Annotated in this window: 18 protein-coding genes and 1 pseudogene; 7 read left to right on the top strand and 12 right to left on the bottom strand. The window is 38.6% G+C overall.

Features of this window, described 5'->3' with window-relative positions; translation table 11 throughout:
- The first annotated feature begins 226 nt into the window (after window positions 1-226).
- Entirely contained in the window at window positions 227-1,036 is an 810-nt protein-coding gene (locus ACS125_RS09825) for a peptidoglycan DD-metalloendopeptidase family protein (protein WP_443271810.1), read from the top strand.
- Here ACS125_RS09825 and ACS125_RS09820 read toward each other — a convergent pair.
- The 3 genes and pseudogenes from ACS125_RS09820 to ACS125_RS09810 form a co-directional block, all read right to left on the bottom strand.
- Window positions 1,033-1,458, bottom strand: a complete 426-nt coding sequence (locus ACS125_RS09820; RefSeq protein ID WP_443271808.1) for a GNAT family N-acetyltransferase — start codon at window positions 1,456-1,458, stop codon at window positions 1,033-1,035. The two genes, ACS125_RS09825 and ACS125_RS09820, sit on opposite strands and share 4 nt — an antisense overlap.
- 94 nt (window positions 1,459-1,552) lie before the next feature.
- Window positions 1,553-1,975, bottom strand: a complete 423-nt coding sequence (locus tag ACS125_RS09815) for an OsmC family protein (protein WP_005041936.1) — start codon at window positions 1,973-1,975, stop codon at window positions 1,553-1,555.
- A 135-nt stretch (window positions 1,976-2,110) separates the two neighbouring features.
- Window positions 2,111-2,173 (bottom strand): annotated as a pseudogene (locus ACS125_RS09810) (hypothetical protein); the annotation flags it as partial.
- Between the two features lie 241 nt (window positions 2,174-2,414).
- Between ACS125_RS09810 and crp the strand changes: the two are divergent.
- Window positions 2,415-3,122, top strand: a complete 708-nt coding sequence (gene crp / locus ACS125_RS09805; protein ID WP_009388407.1) for a cAMP-activated global transcriptional regulator CRP — start codon at window positions 2,415-2,417, stop codon at window positions 3,120-3,122.
- A 159-nt stretch (window positions 3,123-3,281) separates the two neighbouring features.
- Window positions 3,282-4,331, top strand: a complete 1,050-nt coding sequence (locus tag ACS125_RS09800) for an NADP(H)-dependent aldo-keto reductase (protein WP_174741317.1) — start codon at window positions 3,282-3,284, stop codon at window positions 4,329-4,331.
- A 51-nt stretch (window positions 4,332-4,382) separates the two neighbouring features.
- Here the strand turns inward: ACS125_RS09800 and ACS125_RS09795 are convergent, their stop codons facing one another.
- From ACS125_RS09795 to gap, 6 genes are all read right to left on the bottom strand, one after another.
- Window positions 4,383-5,165 (bottom strand): M48 family metallopeptidase, encoded by a 783-nt coding sequence (locus tag ACS125_RS09795; RefSeq protein ID WP_034596647.1) that lies wholly within the window; start codon window positions 5,163-5,165, stop codon window positions 4,383-4,385.
- 117 nt (window positions 5,166-5,282) lie between these two features.
- Complete coding sequence (locus ACS125_RS09790) at window positions 5,283-5,600, bottom strand: hypothetical protein (protein WP_174741319.1); 318 nt, start codon at window positions 5,598-5,600, stop codon at window positions 5,283-5,285.
- 123 nt (window positions 5,601-5,723) lie between these two features.
- A complete protein-coding gene (locus ACS125_RS09785) occupies window positions 5,724-7,043 on the bottom strand; it encodes an adenylosuccinate synthase (protein ID WP_004793683.1) in 1,320 nt (439 codons plus the stop codon).
- 63 nt (window positions 7,044-7,106) lie between these two features.
- Window positions 7,107-8,273 (bottom strand): ATP phosphoribosyltransferase regulatory subunit, encoded by a 1,167-nt coding sequence (locus ACS125_RS09780; RefSeq protein WP_004793685.1) that lies wholly within the window; start codon window positions 8,271-8,273, stop codon window positions 7,107-7,109.
- A 183-nt stretch (window positions 8,274-8,456) separates the two neighbouring features.
- Window positions 8,457-9,545 carry a hypothetical protein gene (locus tag ACS125_RS09775; RefSeq protein ID WP_443271803.1) on the bottom strand — a complete coding sequence of 363 codons (1,089 nt, stop codon included), beginning with the start codon at window positions 9,543-9,545 and terminating at the stop codon, window positions 8,457-8,459.
- A gap of 165 nt (window positions 9,546-9,710) precedes the next feature.
- Window positions 9,711-10,730, bottom strand: coding sequence for a type I glyceraldehyde-3-phosphate dehydrogenase (gap, locus tag ACS125_RS09770; protein WP_174729164.1), 1,020 nt, complete (start codon window positions 10,728-10,730; stop codon window positions 9,711-9,713).
- 270 nt (window positions 10,731-11,000) lie between these two features.
- On the opposite strand from gap, the gene alaS reads away from it, so the two are divergent.
- From alaS to csrA, 3 genes are all read left to right on the top strand, one after another.
- Window positions 11,001-13,637, top strand: a complete 2,637-nt coding sequence (gene alaS / locus ACS125_RS09765; protein ID WP_023274289.1) for an alanine--tRNA ligase — start codon at window positions 11,001-11,003, stop codon at window positions 13,635-13,637.
- A 65-nt stretch (window positions 13,638-13,702) separates the two neighbouring features.
- Window positions 13,703-14,983 carry an aspartate kinase gene (locus ACS125_RS09760; protein WP_004793772.1) on the top strand — a complete coding sequence of 427 codons (1,281 nt, stop codon included), beginning with the start codon at window positions 13,703-13,705 and terminating at the stop codon, window positions 14,981-14,983.
- Between the two features lie 245 nt (window positions 14,984-15,228).
- Complete coding sequence (gene csrA, locus ACS125_RS09755) at window positions 15,229-15,483, top strand: carbon storage regulator CsrA (protein ID WP_004793773.1); 255 nt, start codon at window positions 15,229-15,231, stop codon at window positions 15,481-15,483.
- A 67-nt stretch (window positions 15,484-15,550) separates the two neighbouring features.
- Here csrA and rnhB read toward each other — a convergent pair whose 3' ends face one another.
- Window positions 15,551-16,117, bottom strand: a complete 567-nt coding sequence (rnhB, locus tag ACS125_RS09750; RefSeq protein WP_443271800.1) for a ribonuclease HII — start codon at window positions 16,115-16,117, stop codon at window positions 15,551-15,553.
- Window positions 16,118-16,187: 70 nt separating this feature from the next.
- Window positions 16,188-16,577 (bottom strand): hypothetical protein, encoded by a 390-nt coding sequence (locus tag ACS125_RS09745; protein WP_004793775.1) that lies wholly within the window; start codon window positions 16,575-16,577, stop codon window positions 16,188-16,190.
- A 237-nt stretch (window positions 16,578-16,814) separates the two neighbouring features.
- Between ACS125_RS09745 and ACS125_RS09740 the strand changes: the two genes are divergently transcribed.
- Complete coding sequence (locus ACS125_RS09740) at window positions 16,815-17,372, top strand: cytochrome b (RefSeq protein WP_443271798.1); 558 nt, start codon at window positions 16,815-16,817, stop codon at window positions 17,370-17,372.
- A 43-nt stretch (window positions 17,373-17,415) separates the two neighbouring features.
- On the opposite strand, the gene ACS125_RS09735 is transcribed toward ACS125_RS09740, so the two are convergent.
- Window positions 17,416-18,414: an adenosine deaminase gene (locus ACS125_RS09735; RefSeq protein WP_322904123.1), complete on the bottom strand. Its 999-nt coding sequence runs from the start codon at window positions 18,412-18,414 to the stop codon at window positions 17,416-17,418.
- Window positions 18,415-18,449: the final 35 nt, after the last annotated feature.

The raw sequence follows: 18,449 nt of genomic DNA, 5'->3' as shown, positions 1-18,449 counted from the left end.
AAAGAAAAATAGCAAGAATTAATAAATAATCAAAATAAAAAGTTAAGTTTAGAAAATTTAAAATATAAGATAAAGAAAATCACAAAAACAAGGATAAACAAACAACCAATTATTAAAATAAAGTAATAAATAAAATTAGAATTCAATTATTAAAAAAATTAAAATAACTCTTAATTAAAACTTACTGATATAATCTCGAATATTCTCTTATAAAATTATTGTTGCTATGTTAATAAAAAAACTCATTTCTACTTTGCTTTTTACATCAATACCTTTTTACTGCTTTGCCGAGCTCCCCCAAGACTCTCGAAGAGCTGGTGGAATCGCAGTTATTCCCTTAACTAGTGATATTACTCGGGTCACCTTTCAACAAAAGCCAGTTTTAATCAGTCAGGAAGGTCATCAGCGTTATGCTGTACTTGGTATTCCGTTATCTACCCCACTTGGTAGTGTACAACTCGATACGAATAAAACCCCTATTCAAATAGAAATTAAGTCTTATCCTTATGCGGAGCAACGGATTAAAGTCACTAACCAAGATTATGTGAACCCGAACCAAAGCCAGTTAGACCGCTATGCTCAAGAAGCTAAAGAACAAAATGATGTTTATAGCTCATTTACAAAGAGTTCATGGCAAACCTTACCAGCATTTATACGCCCAACTTCAGGGAAGTTTTCCAATTCTTTTGGAAGAAAACGCTTTTTTAATGGTGAAGAGCGCGCTCCTCACTCAGGGTTAGATATCCCTGCACCAGTGGGACAAAAAGTTGTTGCACCAGCAGATGGTGTCGTTATCCAAACCGGATCTTATTTTTTTAATGGTCAAACTGTGTTGATTGATCATGGCCAAGGCCTAGTCAGCATGTTCTGCCATTTAAGCACAATTAAAGTAGAAAAAGGTCAACATATTCGCCAAGGAGAAACACTAGGTTTAGTGGGCAAAACTGGACGCGTGACAGGTCCTCATCTGCATTGGGGCATGAGCCTTAATAATGCTCGGGTAGATCCGCAGCTTTTTCTAAATACAGCTCGTTAATTTAAGGCTTTACGAAAATACTTTGGTGCTTCGATATAGCCTTCTCTTAGGTAAAATTGATGTGCCAAAGGTCTTTGTACTCCAGAATGAAGTTCCATTCGATCACAACCACGGTGCTTGGCTTGTTGCTCAGCTTCTTGTATGAGTAAATGCCCTACACCTTTACTACGTATATTCTCATCAACGCATAGATAACATATTTTGGCAAAGTCACCCTCTAAGGCAATTTGCGGAATAAAATAAAGAGATAAAAAACCCCAAATCTTGCCCTTTTCTTCAGCAACCAAAATTTGTGAGTTAGCGTCATTATGCAGTATTTCAAATTTTTCTTGGATAAGAGTGAGTGGCTGTGGGTAGCCCATCTGTTTAAGTAAATCGCATATTGCTTGAGTATCTTCCCGTTTAGCAGTACGAATATTCATTTCATCCCTCCTCTTATTTTTTAGTTATTTTTGACAATAAAAAAGCCAACTCTAATGTCAGCTTCTTTTAATTTTTAGCTATCAAAAAACTGTCTTATTCCGCTTCAATAATTTCAAAGTCATGGGTAATTTCTACACCACCATCGGAAAGCATTTTACTCGCTGAACAATATTTTTCGGCAGACAATTCAACCGCTTTTGCAACCTGTTTTTCTTTAACAGCTTTACCTGTTACCACAAAGTGTAAGTGGATTTTAGTAAAAACAGCTGGAATTGTGTCAGCGCGCTCAGCTTTTAAATTACATACAACATTCGTCACATCTTGGCGAGATTTCTTTAAAATGGTCACAATATCAAACGAAGCACACCCACCAAGTCCCATTAATAGCAATTCCATAGGACGTGGACCACGGTTTTCACCACCATACTCAGGTGAGCCATCCATAATGACACTATGCCCACTATCCGATTTCGCTTCAAAAGCAACATTCTCTAGCCAATGTACACTTGTTTGCATTGCAACTACCTAAAAAAAATTATAAATTTAAGCAGGGTCTGTTGACATTTCATCTATGGATTGCGTTAGAGCTAAAAATTAATCCAAATAAGACGCAAAACCCAGACAATGGCAATCCTTTGTCCAGTTTTGTTATATAGTTTGTGAAATTTCAGCCATAATCTGAGTTGCCATTTAAGCAGCGCAGGCACAGCGCAAGACCATATTATTTTGTACGTTCCGTTGTTAAGATCTATTTATTTAGAATGGCTAAATTTCATAGCTCTTGCTTGGTAACGTCTAAAAGAATTGTCTTATGTCGCAACCATCTGTGAAATGTCAACAGACCCTTGTTTTGTACACTAACATAAAATGAGTTGATAAGGAATTTCATCTCTTCTGTGTAATAGCTCATCTCGGGCTTGTGTGAATTGTTTACCCTATTCGGAACATATTAAGCATGACTTCAAATTTTTCACAACTCAGCACAGATGCTTTATCTCCGGGGCAACTACCTGAATCCGTTAAAGCATTGTTAAAACGTGCTCACATCAACAGATATCCAAAACGAACCACAATTGTTGATGCAGGAACAGAGTCGAAATCTTTATATTTAATTTTAAAAGGCTCAGTTTCAATTATTTTACGTGAAGATGACGAACGTGAAATTGTTGTTGCATATTTGAATCCGGGCGACTTCTTTGGGGAAATGGGGCTTTTCGAACCGAACCCGCAACGTACAGCTGAAGTTCGTACGCGTGATGTCTGTGAAATTGCAGAAATTTCTTATGACAACTTCCACGAACTTAGCAAACAATATCCAGACTTAAGTTATGCTGTTTTTGCACAACTTGTTCGCCGTCTAAAAAATACGACTCGTAAAATGACAGATCTTGCATTTATTGATGTGTCTGGGCGTATTGCACGTTGTCTAATCGACCTATCTTCACAACCAGAAGCAATGATTTTGCCAAACGGTCGTCAAATTCGTATTACTCGTCAAGAAATTGGCCGTATTGTGGGATGTTCACGTGAAATGGTTGGTCGTGTACTTAAAACCTTAGAAGATCAAGGCATGATCCAGACAGATGGTAAGGCTATTCTTATTTTTGATGTTTCATTAGAAGAAGCACCTGTTTCTGATGAAGACTATGATGATGACGAATAATATTTATTAAATTTTTAATAAAAAGCAAACTTCGGTTTGCTTTTTTTATATGCAACAATGAGTTAATACACAAAACTTACAAACTATTCTAATTTTATGATTTAAGTTGAATACATATTCTCCGTTAGGCTAACTCAAAATTTCCAAGGATTCCGCTGTATGCAATTTAACCCACTTAGTCGCACAGGCCTCAAGCTTCCAGAAATTTGTTTAGGCACCATGACATTTGGTGAGCAAAACTCTCAGCAAGAAGCATTTGAACAACTCAATTATGCTTTGGCACACGGTTTATATTTTTGGGATACGGCAGAGATGTATTCAGTTCCGCCAAAACCTGAAACCTATGGTGCAACTGAAACAATTATTGGCAATTGGTTTGCCCAAAATGGTCAACGTGACAAAGTCTTTCTTGCCTCTAAAATTGCAGGGCCAGGCTTTGGAGGAACACACATCAGAGAAGGCCATACGCGCTTCCACAGCGATCATATTGCTAAAGCCCTAGATGGCTCCTTGAAACGTCTCCAAACCGACTATATTGACCTTTATCAACTGCATTGGCCTGAACGTCATACCAACTTTTTTGGTACGCTCGCTTATGGCAACCAACAAGCACAAAATGATTACGACACAACACCTCTAGAAGAAACATTACTTGCTCTACAAGAAGAGATTAACCGAGGGCGCATTCGCTATATTGGTTTATCGAATGAAACGCCGTGGGGCACGATGAAATTTTTACATTTGGCTGAAAAGCTGGGTGTAAGTAAATTTGTAAGTGTTCAAAATCCATATAGTCTACTCAACCGCACCTATGAAATAGGTATGTCTGAAATTGCGAAATATGAAGATGTTGGCTTACTTGCCTACTCTCCTCTTGCTTTTGGCTATCTCTCTGGCAAGTTTAGAAATGGTGCTCGTCCTGCTAATGCTCGTGTCACATTATTTCCTCGTTTTAGCCGCTACAGCAACCCTCAAAGCGAATGGGCAACTGAGCAATATGCACAGCTAGCAGAGAAACATGGACTAAGCTTAACTCAAATGGCATTAGCATTTATCAAACAACAATTCTTTGTGACGAGTACCATTATTGGAGCAACTAACCTAGATCAACTTAAAGAAAATATTCAGGCATTTGAAATTGAATTATCTAGTGAAGTTTTACAAGGTATTGAAGCTATTCATACCCAACAACCCAACCCTGCCCCATAAACAAAAAACGGATGCTTAAGCATCCGTTTTCTTTTATAAAAAATTTATATCTTATTTACGGCTATTATAAACTGCCATTGCCGCAGGCAAGTTTTTACGCATATCGCCAATACGCTGAGAGTTAGATGGGTGAGTGGACAAGAATGATGAACCACCGCCACCTTCAAGTTTATTCATTTTTTCCCAAAGTGTAATCGCTGCATTTGGATTATAACCTGCACGTGCCATTAGCATTAAGCCGCCTTGATCAGCACGACTTTCCAAGCTACGAGAATATGGCAAGCCTACACCCACTTGTGAACCTAACTGAGCCGCAGCCGACCCTAGTTGCCCCACATTACCACCATTAATCTGACTTAAGCCAATATTTAATGCTAAATCAGTTAAAGCTTGAGCACCAATTTTACTTTTCGCATGCTCTTCTAAGGCGTGAGTCATTTCATGCCCCATAACAGCTGCAATTTCAGCATCTGTCAGGTTCAATTTATTCACAATACCTGTATAGAACACCACTTTACCACCAGGTGCAACATAAGCATTAATGGTATCTGATTTCAACACCGCTAACTGCCAGCTAAATGGCTGACCAGTCTGATTCATCTGGTTCGCATATGGTTTTAAACGGTTAAATACAGCATTAATACGGTTATATGTACTAGAACTTGTATCGAGAGCACCCTTACCACGTGCTTCCTGCACCATCTTATTAAAACCTTGAGCAGATTGAGCATTTAAGGTTGCTGTATCTGCGCCTGCCATGTCCGCTACTGTTGCACAGCCAGAAATGGTCATCACACTTGCTGCACACAAGCTTAAAAAGAGTTTTTTATTCATCAACATGGATCACCTAATTCGTTAAAAAAGCTGTTTATTCTTTTGTACTTATTATAAGAAATCCCGCTTATGCTTTGAATGTCTCATTCCTTCATGATCATAGTATTTATGTAACGATCAAGTCGATAAAGTCATCAAATAAATCCAAAAAATCAAACATATTACATTTAAGCCAAGATAAACATGACTTAAGGTTTTAACTTTCTCTTCAAGATTAGGACTTTCCCTTTTCCAGAGTAAATAGCTATTTTGTATGAGTACCACAGGAATTAACACACATGCGAACAAAACTGACAAGCTCATAAAAGCAGTTATAAAGAAATCTTCATGATATGTTTGTCCATAAATGACCAGCATAGCCAGCGTTGGAGATCCACCAATAGCAAATAAAAACGAATAGAAAATTGTTTTTGAAATAGTCGGTTGTAGCTTCATCCTGAGCCCCTCATCCCTCATCTATGTACATAAGGTTTTAATCTGAATTAAGCAAAACGAAAACTGCACTTTAGTCGGGTATAAAAAAGCCCCCTTTTAGGAGGCCTTTTTAATCTTTGCTAATTAAGCAGAGAATGGATGACGTAAAACAATTGTTTCTGCACGGTCTGGACCAGTTGAAACGATATCAATCGGACATTCGATTAATTGTTCAATACGCTTCACATAAGCTAAAGCATTTGCTGGTAATTGATCAATACTGGTTAAACCAACAGTCGATTCGCTCCAACCTGGCATAGTTTCATAAATTGGTTTCAAGCATTCAAAAGAAACCGCATCAGAAGAACCTACACAGCCTGAATCTGTATTTTCATAGCCCACACAGATTTTTACTTCTTCTAAACCATCTAGAACGTCTAGTTTAGTTAAGCAAATACCAGAAAGTGAGTTTACATCTACAGAACGGCGAAGGATTTCAGCATCAAACCAACCACAGCGACGTTGACGACCAGTAGAAGCACCAAATTCATGACCCACTGTACCAAGGTGTTTACCCACTGGGTCACCAGCATCAGCTGCTGCATCGTAAACCAATTCAGTTGGGAATGGGCCAGCACCTACACGTGTTGTATAAGCTTTAGTAATACCTAATACATAATCAAGATGTAAAGGTCCCATACCTGAACCAGAGCTTACGCCACCAGCAGTTGTATTTGAACTTGTAACGTATGGATAAGTACCGTGGTCAATATCTAGAAGTGAGCCTTGAGCTCCTTCAAACATTACAGCCTTACCTTCTTTGCGATAGTCATGCAACACTTTAGTAACATCAACTACTAATGGAGCAAGAACTTCACGCCATTGGTTGCAAAGAGCCAATACATCTTCAAATTTAACAGCCTCTACACCGTAGAACTGAGTTAATTGGAAGTTATGTAACTCAAGCATTTCTTGGAGTTTTTCTTCTAATGCCGCGCCACCACGAACAAGGTCAGCAACTCGCACTGCACGGCGAGCTACTTTATCTTCGTAAGCAGGACCAATACCACGACCTGTAGTACCGATTTTAGCATTACCACGTTTCTTTTCACGTGCCTGATCAAGTGCAATGTGGTTAGGCAAAATAAGTGGACAGTTTGGAGAAATACGTAGGCGTTCTTTAACAGGAACACCTTCAGCTTCCAAAATTCCCATTTCTTCAATTAATGCTGCTGGTGAAAGCACCACGCCATTACCAATTAAGCACAATACGTTTTCACGTAAAATACCTGATGGAATGAGGTGCAATACAGTCTTTTTACCACCTACGACAAGAGTATGACCTGCGTTATGTCCGCCTTGATAACGTACTACCGCAGCCGCCTGATCTGTGAGCAGGTCGACGATTTTACCTTTACCTTCGTCGCCCCATTGGGTACCAAGTACCACAACATTCTTGCCCATAATAGCCTCATTACATCATGCTGTTAAAATTGGAAACCATCAGTAAAAATTTACCGTTGGCGTTTAAATCTTTTCAATATTCCATTGACCATTTTGCGACACCAGTTGATGTGTTGCATAAGGAATAGAAGTTAAATCATCATTACCTAACAATTGAACGACACGTAAACCTTGAGCACGTGCATTCGAAATTGCTGAGAGTAAATCTTGTTCTGAGCCTTTTGGAGCAACAACAGTTTCTATTTCGGCGAACTGATTTGCACCTAAAGCATATAAATCGCAACTGAAGCCAGTAGCAGGACGTGCACGACCAAAGTGCTCACCAATACCATCGTAACGACCACCCTGCGCTAACGGCGCAGCACGGTTCGGCGCATATACTGCATACATTAAGCCCGTGTGATAGTGATAACTACGTAGCTCTACAACATCAATACCGATATTGAGATTTGGCCAACGACCTTTAATTTGTTCAAGCGTCGTCTTCAGTGCATCTAATGCTGACTTAAATTCAGCATCTTGCAAAATATTGGCACTTAAATTCGTCTGTAATGCTTCTAGATCACTAGAATAACGACCAAGCGCATAGAAATCAGAACCCATGTTAAGGCTTTGAGTAAACTCTGCTAACTCTGGCAATGCTTTTCTTTGATAAAGATCAGACAGTTCATGTTCTTCATTTTTTGACAGGCCAGCATACTTGACTAGACTACGGAACAAACCTACATGGCCCAAATCTAAATGCGCGCCTTGTAAGGTATAGATGTTCTCAATCAATCCCAGCATAACATCGACCATTTCGACATCAGCTTCGATACTATCGTGGCCATATAACTCTGCACCTAATTGCAAAGGTGCACGTGTGGCATTGAAGTTTTGTGGTTTAGTATGTAATACAGTCCCTGAATAACAGTAACGAGCAACACCTTCAACTGGTCTTACATGTGCATCAATACGTGCAACTTGTGGCGTCATATCAGCACGAACACCGAGTAAACGGCCTGAGAGCTGATCAATAACCTTAAAAGTTACTAAATCTAAGTCTTGATTTGATTCTGATAATGAAGACAACGATTCGATGTATTCGATAAATGGTGTATATACCAATTGATAACCTCGCACCGCGAGGAAATCTAAAGCTTCACGGCGAAGTTTTTCAATGACTTGTGCCTGTTCCGGCAATACATCTGCTACCCCGTCAGGCAGCAACCATGTCTCTGAAATGGTCATATTTCAAGCCTAAAATCTGATCAACGTGGAACGACCCCACATAAAAAAATCGGGAACACACCCGATTTCTCTTAGTGTAGCATGATACTTTCTGCCATGCACCTGACAATTTGCATAAATCTTTCTTAATAAACTCTAAAGTCAAAAAGAAGATTTCATGAATTAACTAGAATATTCAATACTTTATTCTACTTCACTCATATTATAGGCAAAAGTTCTTCGACCAAAGAATGGGCCAATATCTGAACTATCACCTGATTGCCAGTTAACTAAATTTAATCTTTGAATAGCTTGAGCTGCTTGAGTATTAAAAGCAAAACAACCTTTTTCAAGATTTGCAATTTTTAGCTTTTGTCTGAAAGCAATTAATGAGTGCACATCATTAATTGGGTTATCTTCTATAGAATAAAGGTGAGACTTCTCATACGCCAAACTTCTATCAGCATCCCATAAGCTGCTTGATACAAATTCCATAGAAGCAAACTGATCATTATTATTACCCAGTGCACTTTCAATATCACCAGTTTCTAAGTTTTCTAAAACAGTTAAGTTATACCCATACCACTGCGAATTTAGAAGCCTAAAATACTTTTTATCTGGACCTAAGTTATTATATCTTTCGATAATTGACTGCTTTTTCTCACTAAACGATGGACTTGAATCAAAACCAGATATATCTGAAATATAAGATTGATTCCATTGAGTCTCTTTTAAACGATAACAATAACTATTTTTTGGAAACCTAACATTCTTATAGTTTTGATAAAATTCAATTAAATTTTTATCAAGTTGACTATGAAGACCCGTTTCTAGATTTTTATTTTCTTTATAGCCCGGTAATACACGGTCAAAGATATTTTCACCATCCAACTTCACAATTTCAAACTTTAAATTCTTTTTCAAATCAGGCGTTAATTCATAAGTCCAACTGCTAGATGTTAACCTTTTCACAATATTAGTTTGTAACGTCCCTTTATTTAAAATCTTCTTTTCAGTTAAAAGTTCAGTTTCTAATGGCTGGTTATGTGACTTTGCAAAAAATATTTCATTATTCTTAACTGAATATTGAGTAATTTCAAAAGAATCACTATAAATACCTGAAGAAAAATTAGAAGGTTGATAATAAACTTGGTAAATCGCATCGTCTTTTTCTAAATTACTTTCAGCTTGATCATTAGTATTTTGATCTGAGCCTCCACCACCACAAGCGGTTAAAATAATAGTAGATGTAATAATTAAAAAACCACTTATTTTTTTTGATTTAAATTTCATATGAACTCTATAATTAAAATTTTAATATTTTCGAATCATACAAATAGATATAATTTTACACAACACTAATATTTATAATTTTCATTATTTTTAACTTTTTATACTTCAAATTAACAATTATAAAAAGGATGTTTATTCAACATCCTTTATTAATTAAATTCAATTTCAGAAAGAATCACACAAATCTAATAATCGATTTGCATAGCCCCATTCATTATCGTACCAAGCAAATACTTTAGCTTGATGCCCAACGACCATAGTCTGAGTTAAATCCACGATGAGTGAATAAGGTGAATGGTTAAAATCACTGGAAACTAACGGCTCATCTGTTACTGCCATAATTTCTGCATAGTCTGTTTGAGATGCTTTGATTAGCAATTCATTAATATGATGCACAGTAATTGGAGATTGCGCGATAAAAGTTAAATCAATAGCAGCCACATTAATAGTAGGTACCCGAATTGAATAACCATCTATACGGTCTTCCATTTTAGGCATAACACGTTTTAATGCACCGAGTGCACTAGATGTGGTCGGAATAATATTTTGCCCTGAAGCTCTAGCGCGGCGCAAATCACGATGTGCGTGATCGAGTACAGATTGGTCTGCCGTTACTGCATGAATTTCGGTCATAAGCGCTGTTTCAATACCAAAAGCATCATCAATGATTTTCACCAATGGAACTAAAGCCTGCGTAGTACATGAAACGCTTGATATGATCTGATCAGTCACTTTCACTTCATGATGGTTCACACCATAAACAATGGCTGCATCGACATGATCAAAAGGTGCTGCCCCAATAATGACACGCTTCGCCCCTGCTTGTAGATGACGCGTTGCATCAGCGTGAGAACGGAACAGTCCTGTACACTCAAGTACCACATCAATATCTAAACTAGACCATGGTAAAAGTTCGGGTTGTTTTTGGTTTAAAACCTCAACTTTTAGCGTTCGTTGATTTGACTGAATATTCAAAAAAACTTTTTCATTTTCAATGAATATTTCCACATTTCCATTGAAGCGACCATGTGTTGAGTCATATTTAAATAAATGCACTAATGTTTGCACATCAGCTATGTCGTTAATCGCCACGATTTCAAATTGAAATTGTTTTGAGCTCTCAAACCAGGCACGTAAAACATTACGTCCAATTCGGCCAAACCCATTAATGGCGATACGTTGCATGACCTATCCTTATCTACAAAACTACAGGCTAAAGAAGGCATATAGTAAAGCACGTCACGCCCAATTGAATATAGATTTTTAGCCAAATCACAGTTTTGTAAGATATTCCTTTTAAAATCGTTGGTTCGGTGGGGTTTTTCCGCTACAATTTAGCGTTTTTAAAAAATAAGCCCCGTATCACATGCTAAGGTTTGACATAAAACAAACAAGCATTGATACATTTAGCCAAATTCGAAAATATGGAGTGACTTGGTTGTGAGTACTCGTTTAATGACATCTGCTGAAATTCGTGAAGCATTTTTGCGCTACTTTGAGACGCAAGGGCATACACGTGTCGCGTCGAGTTCTCTTGTTCCTGCCAACGACCCAACTTTATTATTTACAAATGCTGGGATGAACCAGTTTAAAGACTGCTTCTTAGGTCTTGAAAAACGTGACTATGTACGTGCAACGACATCACAAAAATGTGTACGTGCTGGTGGTAAACACAATGACTTAGACAACGTTGGTTACACTGCTCGTCACCATACATTCTTTGAAATGTTAGGTAATTTCTCATTTGGTGATTATTTCAAACGTGATGCACTTAAATTCGCTTGGGAATTTTTGACTAGCGATGAATGGTTAGCTCTCCCTAAAGACCGTTTATATGCGACCGTTTATCACACCGATGATGAAGCTTATGACATCTGGAATAAAGAAATTGGTTTAGCGCCTGAACGTATTATCCGTATTGGTGATAATAAAGGCGAAAAATACGCATCTGATAACTTCTGGGCAATGGGCGATACAGGTCCATGTGGTCCATGTTCTGAAATTTTCTTTGACCATGGTGATCACATTTGGGGTGGTTTACCAGGTACACCTGAAGAAGATGGCGACCGTTTCATTGAAATCTGGAACAACGTTTTCATGCAGTTCAATCGTACTGCTGACGGCGTGCTTCACCCTCTCCCTGCTCCATCTGTTGATACAGGTATGGGCTTAGAACGTATCTCTGCTGTATTGCAACATGTTAATTCAAACTACGACATTGACCTGTTCCAACACTTATTAAAAGCTGCTGCAAACATTATTGGTATTGAAGACGAAGGTCAGCCTTCTTTACGTGTAGTTGCAGACCATGCGCGTTCATGCTGTTTCTTAATTGCTGATGGTGTAAACCCAAGCAATGAAGGTCGTGGTTATGTACTACGCCGTATTATCCGCCGCGCTGTGCGTCACGGTAATAAGCTTGGTGCAACTGGTACGTTCTTCTACAAAATGTTGCAACCTTTAATCGAAGTTATGGGTGAGGCTTATCCTGAACTCGCAGCTCGTAAAGATGTGATTGAAGCAACTTTAGTTCGTGAAGAAGAACAGTTTGCAAAAACACTTGAGCAAGGTTTAAAACTACTTGAAGGTGAACTTGCTCAGTTAAAAGACAAGACTATTCCTGGTGCAACAGTCTTCAAACTTTACGACACTTACGGCTTCCCAACAGACTTAACTGCTGATATTGCACGTGAACGTGACTTTATTATTGACGAAGCTGGTTTTGAAGTAGAAATGGCTGCTCAGCGTCAACGTGCTCGTGATGCTGGTAAATTCGCTATTGACTATAACAGCATTGTACAAGTTGAAGGCGAAACCCAGTTTGACGGTTATATCAACACCACTGGTCAAGGCCAAATTGTAGCGATCTACAAAGATGGCGTACAAGTTGATGAAGTTTCTGAAGGCGACGAAGCACTTATCGTTTTAAACCAGACTCCTTTCTATGCAGAAAGTGGTGGTCAGATTGGTGACACAGGTATTTTCAAAAACGAAACTGGTATTTTTGAAGTTCAAGATACCAAAAAGTCAGGCGGTGCCTTTGTTCATCAAGGTATTGTGACCGTTGGTAACCTTAAAGCTGATCAAAACGTTGAAGCGATTGTTAAAGCAGATATTCGTGAAGCTACTGCGCGCAACCACTCGGCAACTCACTTATTACATGCTGCTCTACGTCAAATCTTAGGTTCACACGTACAACAAAAAGGTTCTTTAGTTGCAAGTGATATCTTACGTTTTGACTTTGCTAACGACCAACCCGTAACTTTTGAACAGTTACAACAGGTTGAGCGTTTGGTAAATGCAGAAATTATTGCAAATACAGCTGTAACTACTGAACTCCTTGACATCGAAGCAGCAAAAGCAAAAGGCGCAATGATGTTGTTCGGTGAAAAATACGGTAACGAAGTTCGTGTTCTCGCTATGGGTTCAGTGATTGATGAGAAAAACTTCTCCATTGAACTTTGTGGTGGTATTCACGTTAAGCGTACAGGTGATATTGGTTTATTTAAAATCACTTCTGAAGGCGGTGTAGCTGCTGGGGTACGTCGTATTGAAGCAGTGACTGGTACTAAAGCTTTAGAAGTAGTTCAAAAAACTGATGCTGATATCCAGCACATTAATGGCTTATTAAAAGCACAGAAAGACCAAACTGTTGAGCGTGTACAGGCTAACGTAGAACTTGTTTCTGCATTACAAAAGCAGATTGAACAGCTCAATCAGAAATTGGCAAACTTCCAAGCGTCAGAATTGATTGATCAGGTACAAACGATTTCTGGTCGTCAAACGCTTATTACCACTGTTCAAGGTGTAGACGCGAAATCACTTCGCAACTTGCACGACAGTGTTAAATCAAAATTAGAGAATGCAGTTATTGTGTTAGCTGGCGTAGAGGGTGACAAAGTTAGCCTACTTGCTTCAGTTGCATCACAATACACTGCAAATCTAAAAGCAGGTGACATCATCAAGCATCTAGCAACCGAGTTAGGTGGTAAAGGTGGTGGTAAACCTGACTTAGCACAAGGTGGCGCGCCACTTAACGAGAAGTTTGGACAAGTTATTGCTGCATTACCTGCATGGCTTGAACAAAAATAAGACTTCACTTTTTGTGTAACTGACCCTGAAAAGCCTCTCAGGGTCATGGCTTATATGGAAAAACTATGGCATTAATCGTTCAAAAATATGGCGGTACTTCTATGGGTACCCCCGAGCGCATTTTAAATGTTGCTCGTCGTGTTAAGCGTTGGCATGATCACGGTCACAAGGTTGTTGTGGTCGTATCTGCAATGAGTGGTGAAACAAACCGCTTACTTGCTCTCGCTAAAGCCATTACCGAAACACCTGACCCACGCGAGTTAGACCAAATGGTTTCAACCGGTGAACAGGTGACGATTTCCATGTTAGCTATGGCACTTAATTCGATTGGTGTGGAAGCTAAATCCTATACCGGACGTCAAGTCGGTATTAAAACTGACAGTGCATTTACCAAGGCGCGTATTGAGTCTATTGATACAGATGTCATGACCAATGACCTAGATGCAGGCCGTGTTATTGTTGTTGCAGGTTTCCAAGGCTTTGACGCTAATGGAAATATCACAACACTAGGCCGCGGTGGTTCAGATACTTCTGGTGTTGCTCTTGCTGCTGCGCTAAAAGCAGATGAATGCCAAATTTACACTGATGTAGATGGCGTTTACACCACTGACCCGCGTGTTGCTCCTAAAGCCAAAAAAATCGACCGTATTTCTTTTGAAGAAATGCTAGAAATGGCTTCATTAGGTTCAAAAGTTTTACAAATTCGCTCAGTAGAATTTGCCGGAAAATATCAAGTTCCTTTACGTGTATTATCAAGTTTTGATAATGATAACGACGGCGCGTTTGACGAAGAATTTAAAGAAAATGTAGGTACACTCATTACGACTGAGGCGGAAGATACTATGGAACAGCCAATTATTGCAGGTATTGCTTTTAACCGTGACGAAGCAAAATTAACGATTTTAGGTGTACCTGATGAACCAGGTATTGCTTCTAAAATTTTATCACCAGTAAGTGATGCCAATATTGAAGTCGACATGATAGTGCAAAATGTTGAAGAAGATGGCACAACAGATTTCACTTTCACTGTAAACCGTGTTGATTTAGCGAAAGCTGAAAAAATCTTAAATGAAACTGCCAAAAATATTGGTGCACGTGAAGTTTCAACACGTGATGACATCGTTAAAGTGTCTATCGTAGGTGTAGGTATGCGTTCACATGCAGGCGTAGCGAGCAAGATGTTCACCGCCCTAGCTGACGAAGGCATCAACATTCTTATGATTTCAACTTCTGAAATTAAAGTTTCTGTCATTATTGACGAGAAATATCTTGAACTTGCTGTTCGTTGTCTACATACCGCTTTTGGTTTAGATCGTGAACATGGTGAAAGCAGCGCCCGCGCTTAATTTTACCAAACGGTCAATAATTCATTAAAAAATGTTTACTTGTCCGACAATAATCAAAGAAAACACAGAGCCGCTATAGTTTTTTTTATAGCGGCTCTGTTATATTAAACGGAAAGTTTTTTGGCAGTGATTATCAAAATATGACTTTGTTCTCATATTTCTGTTAGAATCTGACTGAAAACTGAGGTTGAGCTTTTATTTGGGTACCAATATTGCAGTTTTAAGCGTTTAGCAAGGAGATAAACATGCTGATTCTGACCCGCCGTGTCGGGGAAACATTAATGATTGGGGATCAAGTCAGTGTTACTGTGCTTGGCGTCAAAGGAAACCAGGTTCGTATTGGTGTGAATGCACCAAAAGAGGTTTCTGTTCATCGCGAAGAAATTTATCAACGTATTCAACATGAACGTGCAATGCATGAACACCTTCAACATCTTGATCAAGATTATCAAGTTTCTTTTGAAGATGATAATTATGCACAGAAAAACTTCAATCGTTAATATGAAGTTATTCTCTCCCTAATTAAAGCGACTTTCTAGTCGCTTTAAATTTTTTAGGACTTTGTATTTATAGGCCTAGAGCACGTTTAACAGGAGCATAGCTGCGGCGGTGCTGATCAATTACCCCATGCGCTGCAATCGCTTCAAAATGCGCTTTAGTTGGGTATCCTTTATGTTTGGCAAAACCAAATAATGGATATTGCTGATCTAATTCTGCCATTTGTCGGTCACGTGTAACCTTTGCCAAAATACTCGCAGCACTGATCTCAGGATGACTCGCATCTCCCCCAACAATAGCGTCACAAGGAATAATGATTCCTTTTGGAATTTGATTCCCATCTACAATCACTTTTTGTGGTTGAGCTTTTAAACCATCAACTGCACGTTGCATGGCCAAAAAAGTCGCTTGTAAAATATTTAATTCATCAATTTCAGCGTGCGTTGCTTCTGCAATTGACCAAGCTAAAGCTTTTTCTTGTATTTCAATAAACAACTTTTCACGTTTCTTTTCAGTTAATTTTTTAGAATCATTTAATCCCTCAATTGGATTATTCGGATCTAAAATAACAGCCGCTGCCACAACGGAACCTACTAATGGACCACGTCCCGCCTCATCTACACCAGCAATAAACATTTACTCTTCACCTTTAAACAAAAGAGGCTGATCAATAGTAATCAGCCTTCTTTAATACAAAAATCATTAATTACTTTTGTAAAGCTTCTGCCACACACTCATTTACAGTTTTTGAAACCACTTGGTTTACAATTGTAGCACGTGCATTTACATCAAATGCAGCTGCTGCTAATTCTACTGCCGTTACACTATTTGGTGCCTTTTCGCTCACACAACCACAAACATTCGTTTGAATGCTATCACGTTGCTCAGCAGTCATAAGCTTTGTTGCTGTTTTCCAAGCTGCAACATTATTAATCTCTGTAATACATTTCGCATTTACAGCAACTTTTAATGCAGCAACACCCAACTGCTGAGTTGTTGTTTGTGCAGAAGTAGCGCCTGTACCCGTACCTGTAGTCGTTGCACATGCTGTTAAAGCTAAAACAACTGGCGCTAGAGCGAGCATCAATTTTTTCATCATTTTTTCCTTTGATTGAACGTTGGCAGCGCGTATTGTGCCTAAACTCGACTTTAGAAGAAACAAATAATTTGATGCATTTATGCAATCTTTTTTCGCCCGTAAAATTCGGCTCATCAAATGCATTTTTCCTTAAACGTTCTGTTTTTAGCACGCTCTGTTACATTTAAAACATTTCTCAAAATCAGTGCTTTCTCATAAAATTGAAAATCAAAACGACAAAAAAATAGGTTTTTTATGCCTGCTGTTTCATCTCAGTATTACACCCGTACCGCACAAATCCTGCATTGGGTGATGGCAATCATTTTCATCACAGCATGGGCTATTGGTTTCTATAGTGGAAATTTTTTAAGTTATGACGTTGATGGTCCCTTTAAAGGCGATGTCATTACACTGCACAAAAATATTGCAACCACCATTATCTTTTTGGTGATTATCCGGATTTTATGGCGCTATACACATCCAGCTCCAAAACTACCTGACAGCATGTCTCCAATGATGAAAACTTTGGCACATGTTGGTCATCTACTACTTTATGTGATTTTGGTGGCTTTACCTGTCACTGGTTGTTTATTTAGCTGGAGCGCTGGTCACCCTGCCCCTGTTTTATATTTATTTGAAATTCCACGTTTAGTACAAGATAACCCAGAGCTTTTAGCTGTTGTTAAACCATTACACGTTTATATTTCTTGGTTTGCAGGCTTGCTGATTGTTGGGCATGTGCTTGCAGCTTTAAAACATCACTTTGTTGATAAAGACAATATTTTAAATAGTATGACCAAACAACCTAAATAAAACATATGTATAAAAAAACCGCCTGAGATAGGCGGTTTTTTATTTAGATCTTTTGGATTTCTGCAATCCACTTTTGTTTTTCTTCATCTGAAATGAAAGAGGCTTCAAAAGAGTTAATTGCAAGTTGCTTCAACTCATCATTGTTTAAGTCTAAAGCTTGTTGGATAGCAAAGAAATTATCATTCATATATCCACCGAAATATGAAGGATCGTCTGAGTTAACCGTTACGTGTACGCCTTTTTGCAATAGACGACGGATATTATGATCTTTCATATCCTTAACAACACATAGCTTTAAGTTGCTTAAAGGGCAAACAGTTAACGGCATTTTTTCATTAATTAAACGCGTCATTAATTGTTCGTCTTCTTCAGAACGTACACCATGATCAATACGGTTCACTTTGAGTAGATCTAAAGCTTCCCATACATATTCAGGTGGACCTTCTTCACCAGCGTGAGCAACGATTAAGAAACCTTCTTCACGAGCCTTAGCAAAAACACGTTCAAATTTAGCTGGAGGATGCCCTACTTCACTTGAATCGAGGCCGACTGCAATAATGTCTTGTTTAAATGGTAAAGCCTGTTCAAGTGTTTCAAATGCAGCTTCTTCACTTAAATGACGTAAGAAACACATAATCAGTTGAGAGCTGATACCAAACTTAGCTTTAGCATCTGCACACGCACGCTTTAAACCGCTAATCACTGTTGAGAACGCAACACCACGGTCAGTGTGGGTTTGCGGGTCGAAGAACATTTCTGTATGAACGACATGATCTTCAGCACATTTCTCAAAATAGGCCCATGCTAAATCATAAAAGTCTTGTTCATGTACAAGAACATTTGCACCAGCATAATAAATATCTAGAAATGATTGAAGATTATGAAAGTTATAAGCTTGCTTTACTTCTTCAACAGATTTGTAAGGAATCTGAATCTGATTGCGCTGGGCAATTGCAAACATTAATTCAGGTTCAAAAGTCCCTTCAATATGCACATGCAATTCGGCTTTTGGTAAGGCACGAATCAGCTCGACTTGATTCATATTAACTCCACATCTAAAGAAAAAAGGGTGTGGTC

Origin of the sequence: Acinetobacter sp. PFS20, assembly GCF_052261015.1 — a bacterium.
In the GTDB taxonomy this organism is placed as follows: Bacteria; Pseudomonadota; Gammaproteobacteria; order Pseudomonadales; family Moraxellaceae; genus Acinetobacter.
The sequence above is the reverse complement of the archived record's forward strand: the minus strand, read 5'-3'. Positions and strand labels throughout refer to the sequence as shown.